Source organism: Streptomyces sp. LARHCF249 (assembly GCF_052871255.1).
Genome location: NZ_JBIXJQ010000008.1, coordinates 301,550 through 313,058, shown reverse-complemented (window position 1 = coordinate 313,058; position 11,509 = coordinate 301,550). Strand labels below are relative to the sequence as shown.

The 11,509-nt window shown below is 73.2% G+C and carries 9 protein-coding genes; 3 read left to right on the top strand and 6 right to left on the bottom strand.

The annotated features are described in order from the left end of the window. Positions 1 to 298: 298 nt before the first annotated feature. The gene (locus ACIPUC_RS24690) at positions 299 to 4,072 is read right to left on the bottom strand and encodes a S8 family peptidase (protein ID WP_446592203.1); all 3,774 of its coding nucleotides are present in this window, start codon (positions 4,070 to 4,072) and stop codon (positions 299 to 301) included. A 199-nt stretch (positions 4,073 to 4,271) separates the two neighbouring features. Between ACIPUC_RS24690 and ACIPUC_RS24685 the strand changes: the two genes are divergently transcribed. The 3 genes from ACIPUC_RS24685 (at position 4,272) to ACIPUC_RS24675 (ending at position 6,209) form a co-directional block, all read left to right on the top strand. Then, positions 4,272 to 5,249, top strand: coding sequence for a helix-turn-helix domain-containing protein (locus ACIPUC_RS24685; RefSeq protein WP_446592284.1), 978 nt, complete (start codon positions 4,272 to 4,274; stop codon positions 5,247 to 5,249). A gap of 24 nt (positions 5,250 to 5,273) precedes the next feature. Beyond that, positions 5,274 to 5,759: a DUF456 domain-containing protein gene (locus ACIPUC_RS24680; protein ID WP_446592201.1), complete on the top strand. Its 486-nt coding sequence runs from the start codon at positions 5,274 to 5,276 to the stop codon at positions 5,757 to 5,759. Positions 5,760 to 5,837: 78 nt separating this feature from the next. Further along, positions 5,838 to 6,209: a PPOX class F420-dependent oxidoreductase gene (locus tag ACIPUC_RS24675; protein WP_446592199.1), complete on the top strand. Its 372-nt coding sequence runs from the start codon at positions 5,838 to 5,840 to the stop codon at positions 6,207 to 6,209. 137 nt (positions 6,210 to 6,346) lie between these two features. Here ACIPUC_RS24675 and rsgA read toward each other — a convergent pair whose 3' ends face one another. From rsgA to ACIPUC_RS24650, 5 genes are all read right to left on the bottom strand, one after another. Beyond that, positions 6,347 to 7,453 carry a ribosome small subunit-dependent GTPase A gene (rsgA, locus tag ACIPUC_RS24670; protein ID WP_446592197.1) on the bottom strand — a complete coding sequence of 369 codons (1,107 nt, stop codon included), beginning with the start codon at positions 7,451 to 7,453 and terminating at the stop codon, positions 6,347 to 6,349. Between the two features lie 259 nt (positions 7,454 to 7,712). Then, a complete protein-coding gene (locus tag ACIPUC_RS24665) occupies positions 7,713 to 8,042 on the bottom strand; it encodes a carboxypeptidase regulatory-like domain-containing protein (protein WP_446592195.1) in 330 nt (109 codons plus the stop codon). A gap of 288 nt (positions 8,043 to 8,330) precedes the next feature. Next, positions 8,331 to 9,548, bottom strand: a complete 1,218-nt coding sequence (locus tag ACIPUC_RS24660) for a cytochrome P450 (protein WP_446592193.1) — start codon at positions 9,546 to 9,548, stop codon at positions 8,331 to 8,333. Further along, on the bottom strand, positions 9,545 to 10,300 hold the full coding sequence (locus ACIPUC_RS24655; protein WP_446592191.1) for a TetR/AcrR family transcriptional regulator: 756 nt from the start codon (positions 10,298 to 10,300) through the stop codon (positions 9,545 to 9,547). Before ACIPUC_RS24655 ends, ACIPUC_RS24660 begins: the two co-directional genes overlap by 4 nt. 84 nt (positions 10,301 to 10,384) lie before the next feature. Then, complete coding sequence (locus tag ACIPUC_RS24650; RefSeq protein ID WP_446592189.1) at positions 10,385 to 11,509, bottom strand: YihY/virulence factor BrkB family protein; 1,125 nt, start codon at positions 11,507 to 11,509, stop codon at positions 10,385 to 10,387.

The window sequence follows — 11,509 nt, the reverse complement described above, 5'->3', positions numbered from 1 at the left end:
GCCGGGCCCGATCCCGGGACGGAACCCGAACCCGGGACGGAGCCCGGCGTCGGCCCCGTTCCCGGGCCCGGCTCCGTCGTCACGTCCGCCGCCGTGTGGAAGCGGTGGTCCAAGGTGTCCCCCGGGTCGGGTGACGGGACCGTGTCCGGGTCCTCGTAGAGCTTCTGCCACCAGTCGTCCGCGCCCCGCTGACTCATGCCGTCATTCTCGGCCTCCCGCGCGGGCGGAAAACACCGAATGCGCGAAAAGGGTCCATCGGGCCGCCGCCCGGTGGACCCTCCACCCTTACCCGTACGGACTAGCGGACGTCGTACGCCCGCGCGACCGTCTGGGTAACGGAGGCACCGTTCGCGTCGGTCAGTTCGACCTTCAGCGACACCTGCTTGCCGGAGGCCCCGGCGTGGTCCACGACCGCGCTCCACGTGCCGCCGCGCTCGCTCACCTTCGCCTCGGTCCAGTTCTCGCCGTCGTAGGAGTACGACAGCTTCGCCGCCTTCACCGCGCCCGGGGCGTAGCCCGCGTGCCCCGTGACGCTCAGGCCGATGCCCTGGCCGTTCGCCGCCGCGACCGTCTTCATCCCGTCCAGCGGGGCCGCGTACCGCGGGAAGAGGATCGGCAGCCCCTGCGAGTACGCCGACGCGTCGAGCTTCGAGGTGAAGCCCCAGGTCGTCCGGACCGAGGTGGACCGCTGCCAGGTGCGCGCCGGCGGGCCGATCTTCTCGATGGCCTGGGTCAGTTCGTACCGGCCCTCCTCGGCCGGGATCTCGAAGACCCCGAACGGGTACCAGCTCTCGCCGATGACCTCGCCGTCGCGCTCGAGCCGGAGGTTGCCGATGTCACCGAAGGAGCCCGTCTGGGCGGCGTGCCGGCTGTCGCCCCACATGGCGGGGGCGAAGCCGATGAGGTTGCCCTGCCGCTCGGCGGCCAGCGTCTCCGTGCCGGACAGGTCGCGCGGCGCGACCGGCCCGATCACCCCGTCGTACCAACTCGCGCTGGTCTTCCGGCCCTTGGTGTGGGTGTGCTGCTCGCCGACCATGAACTCGCCCCAGGGGAAGCTGCTGGAGAGCAGCTGGTCCCAGGCCGTGTCCCCGGCGGTGTAGAACTCGGTGCGCTTGCCCGGCGCGGCGACGGTCTCGATCCCGCCGAAGTACACCGCGCTGCCGATCGGCCGGTAGGCGCCGGCCAGGTCGATGAAGTCGGCCGCCACGCCCATGGAGTGGTACGTGGACTCCACCTGGCCGAGCTCCCGGTCGCGCACCCGGTAGGTGTGGCCGGCCCTGACCTCTCCCGTCTCGGGGAAGGCGAGGGTGTAGACGTACGGGCTCTTCGCCGTGGCCTTCCAGGACAGCGTTACCTCGCCCGCCGCCAGCCTGTCCAGGAGCGCCTTGCCCTCGGCGGCCTCGATGGACATCGCGGGCAGCGGGCCGCCCCCGTAGCCGGTGAAGGCGACCCAGCGGCCGGGGGCCTCGCGGTAGGCGAGCACCGCCTTGGCTCCGGCGGCCTTCGCGTTCTGCACGACCTCGTACAGCGCCCCGTCCGCGGCCTTGACCAGGACGACCGCGTCCTTGGCGGCGACCGAGGCGAGCTCCTCCGGGGTGCCGGCGCCCGCGTCGACCAGCGGCGCGCTGCCGTTCCCGTCGAGGTTGTCGCTGCCGGTGGACGCGGTGATCGGGTGCAGGACCGGACCGCCGTCGGCCTTCAGCTCGGAGACGAGCGGCGCACCCGCCCGCCAGTAGCTGCCGAACTCGAACTCGCCGTCCTTCGCGCGCCCTTCGACGGAGGAGTAGAAGCCGCGGATGGTCCGGCCGCCCGCGGCGGTGCCGGCGTGCAGCCACAGGCCGTCCCAGCTGCGGGCGAATCCGAGGGTGGTGTTGCGGGCCTCGAGCGGCTTGTCGGCCTCGACGGCCAGGCGCCCGGCCTTGCGGGCGTCGAGCACGACGGTCGTGTCCTTCTTCACCTCGAGCTGCGGGCGGCCGAGGTAGGTGAGCGAGTCGATCAGCCGGTCGTCTCCCCCACCCGCGTCGGGGGTGCCGACGAAGGCGGAGAGGAAGTAGGCGCCCGGCCGGACGCGGTAGACCTGGTCGGCGGAGCCGTCGTTGAAGCGGCGCTCGCCGGTGGCGTCGTCAGTGCCGATCACGTCCAGGGAAGACGGTCCGGCGGCCGGCTCGCCCGCGCGGTCGAGGAGCTTGACGCGCAGGGTCACCGTCTCCGGCTCCACGTGGAGGGAGAACGGGGTGGAGACGCGCACGCCGTTCGCCGTGGCGACGATCCGGCCGGTGACGTCCCCGTACTGGGAGCGCTCCAGCTTGGCGGCCGGATCGAGGGCGAGCGGCACCTTGACGGTGGCGCCGACCGGGACGGTCACGGTGCGCCGGTCGAGGCGGGCGAGCCGGCTGCGGACGGCGGAGCCGTCGTTGCCGGTGACCTTCTCGACGGCGAGGTCCAGGGTGACCGGCGCGGCGCCCGTGTTGGTGTACGGGACCTCGACGGTCGTCCGGTCGCTGCGGTCCTGCGGCCAGTCGTACGTGCCGCCCTGGACGGCGGGGGCGCCGGTGACGGTCGTGTCGACGGCCGCCTGGACGTCGAGGCGGCCGCCGCCGGTCTCCCGTACGTCCCCCGGCACCGCGGTGTTCGCCGAGCCGACGAGGGCCGCCTTGACCTGCTGCGAGGTCCAGTCCGGGTGGCGCTGCTTGACGAGGGCGGCGGCGCCCGCGACGTGCGGGGTGGCCATCGAGGTGCCGGACATGCCCTGGTACGCATACACCCCGCGGCCGCCCGCCGCGGCGGCCGAGATGCCGACGCCGGGGGCGGCGATCTCGGGCTTGAGGGTGTGCTGGAGTCCGGCCGGGCCGCGGCTGGAGAAGACGGCCGTGGTGTCGTCGCGGTCGACGGCGCCCACCGTCAGCACACTGGCGGTGCAGCCGGGCGAGGAGACGGTGTTGTTGCCGGGGCCCGAGTTGCCGGCGGCGACGACGAAGAGCGGGCCCTGCTGGGAGAGCCGTTCGGCGGCCGCGGCGAGCGGGTCGTCGCAGGCGGTCTGGGAGGGGTCGCCGAGGCTCATGGAGACCACGTCGGCCTTGCTCGCGACGGCCCACTCCATGCCGGCGATGATCCACGAATCGAGGCCGTAGCCCGCGTCGTTAAGGACCTTGCCGCTGAGCAGTCCGGCGCCCGGGGCCACGCCCTTCTTGGCGCCGCCGCTCTCGGCTCCGGAACCGCCGACGGTGGAGATGGTGTGGGTGCCGTGCCCCTGCCGGTCGGCGTCGGTGTCCGAGTCGGTGAAGTTCTTCGAGTCGAGGACGCGGCCCTTGAGGTCGGGGTGCTCGAGGTCGGTGCCGGTGTCGAGGACGGCGACCTTGGTGCCCTTGCCGTCGTATCCGGCGGCCCAGGCGGCGGTGGCGTTCACCTGCCGGGTGGAGCGCTCGAGGTTCGCCTGGACCTTGCCGTCCAGCCAGAGCTTCTTCAGGCCGCCGGAGACGGAGCGCGCGCGGGCGTCCGTACCGGTGCCGGTGATGTCGGCCCAGAAGTCGGCGGCCTGCTCCTTGTCGGCGGACAGGGCGACGCCGCCGATGGAGTCGAGGACCAGGGAGCGCTCGGCGCCGCGGGGTGCGGGCGGGGCGCTGCGCGCCGCGTTCACGGAGCCGTCGTAGACCGCGATGAGCGGGAGCTTCTTCGCGTGCGCGTCGTCGTAGCCCTGCCGGATGAGGCCGGTGACGTTGAAGAGCTCGTGGTCGGCCTTGCCGGCGGCGAGGGCCTTCGCCGCGCTCTGCGGGTAGACGTAGAGGTCCTTGCCGGACTGGCGGGTCTGCACCACCGGCTGCGAGCCGTCGGGGCGGGGCATTGCGGTTGCGGCGGTGCGGCCGGCGGCGTCGGTGGAGACCACGATCCGGTCGCCGGTGACGAGGGTGACCGTGACGGGTGCGGTGGGCTGCTGTCCGGCCGCCTCGCTGCCCACGAGTGGTCTTCTGTCGGGCGCTCCGTCGCTCGGCTGTGCCGCCGACGGGCCGACGGCGGTGACGGCCAGGACGGCTGCTGCGGCCGCCCCGAGCGTCGTTCGCGATATCGGGCGCATCGCTCTCCCCAGGTGAATTCCGGCCAACTGCGGCATTGCGCGGCAAAGCTGCCGCGCAAATGGCTTCTGGACGGCGGATGTTGGTGCTGCGGTGGCGTCACCTTGGCAGAGGGGCGGGGGGTGCGGCGATGATGTCGTCGGCGGGTTTGCGCCGTGGCCGCTTCCCGCCAGGCGCGGGGCTGAGAGGTGGGTGTTCGGGTTGCTGGGTGCGATAGGCCTCGACGAGGGCCAGGAGGCGGCGTACCGCGCGCTGGTGGCGCTGGGGGCGGCGGAGGTGCCCGATCTCGCGCACCGGCTGACCCTGCCGGTGCCGCAGACGGAGCGGGCGCTGCGGCACCTGGAGCGCCACGGATTGGCCGCGCAGTCCTCGGCGCGCCCGGGGCGCTGGGTGGCGGCGCCGCCCGGGGTCGCCCTGGGGGCGCTCCTGACCCAGCAGCGGCACGAGCTGGAGCAGGCGGAGCTGGCGGCGGCGCTGCTGGCGGAGGAGTACCGGGCCGAGGCGGCCGAGCCGGCGGTGCACGACCTCGTGGAGGTGGTGCAGGGCGCGAGCGCGGTGGCGCACCGCTTCCACCAGCTCCAGCTGGGGGCCGAGCGGGAGGTGTGCGCGCTGGTCAGCGGCCGGCCGCAGGTGGTGACGGGTACGGAGAACGAGGCGGAGGACCGGGCCGCCGTACGCGGCGTCGCCTACCGTGTGGTGATCGAACGGGAGGTGCTGACCCTGCCGAGCGGGATCCGGGAGGTGTCGGCGGCGCTGGCCCGGGGCGAACGGGTCCGGGTGACGGGCGAGGTCCCGACGAAGCTGGTGATCGCGGACCGGACCCTGGCGATGGTCCCGCTGACGGGCCGCGGCGCGGAGCCGGCGGCGCTGGTGGTGCACGCGTCGGGGCTGTTGGAGTCGCTGACCGGCCTGTTCGAGGCGGTGTGGCGGGAGTCGCTGCCGCTGCGGCTGGGCGCGTCGGGCGGGCCCGAGGAGTCGGACGGCGGTCCGGACGCCACCGACCTGGAGATCCTGACCCTGCTGCTGGCGGGGATGACGGACGCGAGCGTGGCGAAGCACCTGGAGCTGGGCCTGCGGACGGTGCAGCGGCGGGTCAAGGGCCTGATGGAGCTGGCGGCGGTCACGACGCGGCTCCAGCTGGGGTGGCACGCGTACGAACGGGGCTGGGTGGCCCGATAGCCCCTGGTCGGTCAGGCTGAGCCCATGGATCTGCCGCAGCTGCTCCTGGTGGGGCTGGTGCTGCTCCTCGGGGTGGTCGGGGTGCTGGTCCCGGGCGTGCCGGGGACCTGGCTGGTGTGGGCGGGGCTGATGTGGTGGGCGCTGCACGAGCGGGCGACCGCGGCGTGGACCGTGCTGGTCGCGGCGACGGCCCTGCTGCTGGTGGTCCAGGTGGTGAAGTGGCTGCTTCCGCCGCGGCGGCTGCGGGGGGTGGGGGTGACCAGCCTGATGGCGGTGTACGCGGGCGCCGGGGCGGTACTGGGCTTCGTGCTGGTCCCCGTGCTGGGGGCGGTCCCGGGTTTCGTGGGCGGCATCTACCTGTGCGAGAGGCGCCGCCTGGGGACGCACGGCGAGGCGTGGGCGTCGGTGCGGGCGGTGATGCGGGCGGTGGGGACGAGTGTGCTGGTGGAGCTGTTCGCGTGCCTGCTGGTGGTGGGGGCGTGGCTCGGCACGGTGATGGCGGGGGTCTGACGCGCGTGCGGCCCCGGGCTGCGGTCCTAGGACCGCAGGCCGATGCGGGTGGCCGCGGTGCCTGCGAGGCTTTCGGCCATGAGGGACTTCGAGGGTTTCAGCGAGGCCGAGCTGGCGTACCTCCGCTACCAGCGGCTGGGCCGGCTGGCGACGGTGGACGCGGCGGGGCAGCCGCAGGCGAACCCGGTGGGGTTCTTCCCGCAGGAGGACGGGACGATCCTCGTCGGCGGCATGGCCATGGGCACGTCGAAGAAGTGGCGCAACCTCCGGGCGAACCCGCGGCTGGCGTTGGTCGTGGACGACCTGGTCAGCGCCCGGCCGTGGCGGGTCCGCGGGATCGAGATCCGCGGGCACGCCACCCTTGAGGTCGGCCCGCACGTGCTCGGGCCGCACTTCAGCCCGGAGGTCATCCGGATCCACCCGGACCGCGTCCACGCGTGGGGGCTGTGACCCGCCCGCCGCTGCGCGGCAGGCCCGAGACGCAGCTCGGCCGCGTCCAGGCCCGCCGGCGTGTGGGGGCGCGGGTTTCGGGGGCGGAGCCCCCGGCAGCGGCGCCCCACCCGGCAACCCCCGGCCCCCGGACCGGGTCAGGCGCGGCCGCCCCGCTTCGCGGCGTAGTTCGCTCGGCCCTGCGCCGACTTGAGGCGCCAGTCGCGACGGATCTCCGAGCGCAGCCTCGCGTCCGTTTTCGCCACGATCCGCTGGTTCTCCCGGAGCAGCTTGCGGTAGCTGTCCAGGCGCCGCTCCGGCAGCTCTCCGGAGTCCACGGCGGCCCGCACCCCGCACCCCGGCTCCGCCTCGTGCGCGCAGTCGTGGAAGCGGCAGGTCCGCGCGTACTCCTCGATCTCCGAGAAGACCTGGCCGACGCCGGTCCCGGCGTCCCAGAGCCCGACACCGCGCAGTCCGGGCGTGTCGATCAGGACCCCGCCGCCCGGCAGGGCGAGCAGGTTGCGCGTCGTGGTCGTGTGGCGGCCCTTGCCGTCGACCTCGCGGGCCTCCTGGACCTCCATGACGTCCGCGCCGAGCAGCGTGTTGGCCAGGGTGGACTTGCCGGCGCCCGAGATGCCGAGCAGCACGCTCGTACCGCCGCCGACGAGTGCGGTGAGGACGTCCGTGCCCTCTCCGGTGAGGGAGGAGACGGTCAGCACCCGGACCCCGGGCGCGGCGGTCTCCACGTCCTGGACCAGGTGCGCGAGCGTCGCCGGGTCCGGGACCAGGTCGGCCTTGGTGAGGACGACCAGCGGCTGCGCCCCCGATTCCCACGCGAGGGCCAGGAAGCGCTCGATGCGCCCCAGGTCCAGTTCCACGGCGAGGGAGACGGCGATGACCGCGTGGTCGACGTTGGCGGCGAGGATCTGCCCCTCGGACCGCTGGGAGGAGGTGGACCGTACGAAGGCGGTGCGGCGGGGCAGGTACGCCTTCACGTAGCGGGGGTTGCCCGCGGGCTCGACCGCTGCCCAGTCGCCGGTGCAGATGACCCTCAGCGGGTCGTGCGGGGTGACGAAGGCGGTGTCGGCGCGGACGATGCCGTCCTCGGTGATGACGTCGCACTGACCGCGGTCGACGCGTACGACCCGGCCGGGCAGGAGGCCCTGCTCGGCGTACGGGGTGAACTCGGCCGCCCACGCGTCGTCCCAGCCGAAGGGGGCGAGGGCGTGCGGGAGCGAGGCCTGCGGGGAGGAGGAAAGAGACAAGGGGAACCCTTCACAGGGTGGCCCCGGCAGCGCGCGTCCGCTCGCTCAGCGGCGGCGGCGCGCGAAGTGGTGTGAGGTCAGCCGGAGACCACGGAAGTGACATTGATGGTCTTCTGAATGCGGGCAGTGCCCTGCGCGATGACAGTCATCAACTGGCTCACCTCCGGATCGTGCACGTACTGACGGTCCCGCACCGATCGGCGGAACGGATCCAACGTAACAAGTGCCCTCACGCACGCGCCATTTCTTTTTCTGCGCGCTAGGCCGGCTCGCCGAAGTGGTCCAGGAGTCTTTGCTGGAGGGCGACGAGCACCGGGGTCGGCTGCTTGAGCATCGAGAGGCGGTACGCCGCCGTGGGGGCGTAACCGCCGGCCTCGCCCACGGCCGCTGCGACCACATAGCCGTTCAGCGCGTCCACGTTCGACGCGCCCCCGTGATCCTGCCCGGTGGGAAGCAGATGGCGGTCCAGGGGGGTCTCGTCGCTGGTGACCGCGTTCGCGACCGCCGACGGCTGCCAGTCCCTGGCATTGGTGAGGGAGTGGTGGGTGTCGAACCGTACGGTGACCGTTTCACCTGCGCCGATCGCCACGCTGTACCGGCCTCTTCGTCGGTGAAGACGTGATCGACCTCCGACAGGTCACTGCGGTAGACGCTGACCTTGATCATGAAGATCGGACTCTTGTCCGACACTGCTCGCACCTGTCCGAACACCAGGGTCTCCTCCCGGTCGGACTGCCGCTGGAAACCACCCCTGCATCCAGTCTGTGCACGCCCCACCGCCGCCGCCAGTCGTACCCGCCGGGCAGCCCGCCCCGCGGTGGGCGAGCCCTCGCCCGGGCAGCGCGGGGCCGGCCGCCGGCCCCGGCCGCCGCCGGGTTCAACCGAAGCGGACGGGCAGGTGCTTGATGCCGTTGATGAAGTCCGAGCGCAGTCGGCGCACCTCCCCGGTGACCTCGACGTCGGGGTAGTGGCGGAGGAGTTCGCGGAGCAGGGCCTTGATCTGGGTCCGGGCCAGACCCGCGCCCAGGCAGAAGTGCGGGCCCCCGCCGCCGAAGGCGAGGTGGTCGTTCGGGGTGCGGCGGATGTCGAAGGCGAAGGGGTCGGCGAAGACCTCCTCGTCGCGGTTGGCGGAGGTGTAGTACGTGACCACCTTCCGGCCCGCGGCGATCGGACGCCCTCGCAGGACGGTGTCGCGCGTGGCGGTGCGCCGGAAGTTGTGGATCGAGCCGCCCCAGCGCAGGAACTCCTCCACGGCCGAGGTCCACAAGGCCTCGTCCTGCGGGGACGCGGCCAGTTCTGCGCGGGCCGCCGGATGCCCGGCCAGCGCCAGCACGGTGGCGGACAGCAGGTTGCGGGTGGTCTCGTTGCCCGCGACGCACAGCAGCACGAAGAACATGCTGATCTCGTCCGGGGTGAGCCGGTCCCCGCCCACCTCCGCGTGGACCAGCGTCGAGAGGATGTCCTCACGCGGGTGCGCCCGCCGCTCGGCGGCCAGCGCGTCGCAGTAGGCGTAGATCTCGGCGGCCGCGAGGTCGCTGTCGTGCTTGCCCGCCGAGAGCTCCGGGTCCTGGCCGCCGGCCATCCGGTTGCTCCAGTCGAAGATCAGCCGCTCGTCGCCCGGGGGTACGCCGACCATCTCGCAGATCGTCTGGATCGGCAGCCAGGCTGCCACCTCCCCGACGAAGTCCATCTCGCGTCCGGGGGTGACCGCGGTGTCCACCAGGGACGCCGCCCGCTCCGCGATCCGGGCCGCCAGCCGCCGTACCACCCGGGGGGTGAAGCCGGCGCTGACCAGGGCGCGGTAGCGGGAGTGGCGCGGGGCGTCCATGCCGAGCAGGACCAGCCGCAGGGTCGCGAGGGACTCGGGGCTCTGGTCGCGGACCATGAAGGAGCCGAGCTCGGTGGACCACAGCTCGGGGTCGCGGCTGATCTCCTTGACGTCGGCGTGGCGGGTGACGGCGTAGAAGCCCTCGTGGCCGCCCGGCACCTCGTGCCAGTGCACCGGGTCCTCCCGGCGCAGCCGGGCGAACTGCTCGTGCGGGACCCCGCGGGCCCAGGTGTCTTCCAGCAGGTCGATCTCACCGGTGGGGATCACGGTCCACTTCCGTTCGGGAGAGGGGCTCGGGAGAGGGGGTCGGGAGGGGGTGTCAGCAGGGCGCTCAGTGCTTCCACGACGAGGGTGTCGGGGATGCCCCGGGGGTCGAGGCGGTGCTGCATCGCCAGGCCGAGCAGGACGCCCAGGACCAGGGCGCCGGTCTCCTCCGGCGGCCGGGCGAGCGGGGTGCCGGTGGCCTCGGCCCAGTCCTCGAGGCCCTCGCCGAGCTGGGCGCGGACCTCTGCGTAGCGCTGGGCGAGCAGGCCGCCGAGGAGCGGGCCACGGGCGGCGTGCAGCCACAGCTCGGCCTCCAGGAGCAGCCAGGAGTCGCCCCGCTCGGGGTGCGGGCGGGTGAGGCTGCCCCACATGGCGGAGAAGTGCGTGGCGGGATCCGCCGGGTCCGCGCTGTCCGCGATCTCGGCGGCGAGTTCCTCGGCGGTCCGCTCCTTCCAGACCTCCAGCAGGGCGAGCAACAGGCCCTCCTTGCCTCCGAAATGGCTGTAGAGGGCGCCGGTGGTCCGGCCGGCGGCGTCCGCGACGGCCTCCGCGGAGACGGCGTGGAAGCCCTTGCGGGCGAAGAGTCCGGCGGCGGCGTCGATGAGGCGCGAACGGGTCTGGGACTTGCGCTGCGCCTGGCGCGACCGCGCCTGCGGCGTACCCGGCCGGCCTGCCGTGTGCGGCGCGGTCGGCGCGAGGGGCTGCTCCGGCGCGTGCTCCGGGCCGGAGCGCGGTGTGGGCGGGTTCGGCGGCACGGGACCTCCGGCAACTTATATCGGCTTCCCGATATAAGCTGCGCCCCGACCTGACGCCCCGTCAATCCCTGCGACCGCGCTGTCTCAGTGCTTGCGCAGCCGCGAGGTGTAGTCCTCCGGCGGCAGGAACTTCGACCACCGTTCGGGGAACTCGGAGGGCATCCCCTCGTCCTCGTCGTCCTCCGACTCGCCCTCCGCCATCGCCCGCCAGGCCGCGGCCCGCGCGATCAGCTGGGCGGCCTCCGCCTCGCGGGCCCGCTCGTTGGCCTCGCGCGCCGCCGCGGTGGCCACCGAGGGCCAGACGCGGTCGATCGCCGCGTTGACGGCGGCCCCGACGAGGACCGCGAAGGCCGAGATGCCGATCCACAGCAGCACGGCCACCGGCGCCGCCAGCGAGCCGTAGATCGTCGGCCCCTCCACGGTGTTGGTGAGGTAGATCCGCAGCAGGAACGAGCCCACCACCCACATCGCGAGGGCCACCAGCGCGCCCGGCACGTCCTCGATCCACGGCGAGCGCACCGGCACGGACACGTGGTACAGCGTGGTCAGGAAGACGATGGACAGCAGGGTGACGGTCGGCCAGTACAGCACCGCGATCACGCTGGTGCCCCAGGGCACCAGCCGTACGACCGCGTCGGGTCCGACCACCATCAGCGGCAGCACGACCGCGCCGATCACCAGCGCGATGATGTACAGCAGGAAGGCCAGCAGCCGGGTCTTGACGATGCCGCGGTGCCCGTCGAGCCCGTACATCACCGTGATGGTGTCGATGAAGACGTTCACCGCGCGCGAGCCCGACCACAGGGCGAAGGCGAAACCGAGCGAGATCAGGTCCGGGCGGCCGCGGCCCGTCACATCGTCCAGCATCGGCTTGGCGATCTCGTTGACGCCCCGGTCGGACAGGATCGTGCCGACCGCCCCCAGGATGTTCTCCTCGATGCTGGCCACCGTCGTCGTGCCCGTCCAGCCGTCCACGTAGCCGAGGAGGCCCAGCAGGCCGAGGAAGAGCGGGGGCAGCGAGAGCAGGGTGAAGAAGGCCGCCTCGGCGGCGAGGCCGAGGATCCGGTACTCGATGCACGAGTTGACGGTGTCCTTCAGGAGCAGCCAGCCCATCTTCCGCTTCGACACGTTGCGGTAGAGGGCGCGGGCCCGGTGGAGCCGTCCATGACGTACCAGGATCCGCTCTGGTGTTTCTTTTGCTGGCTGCAC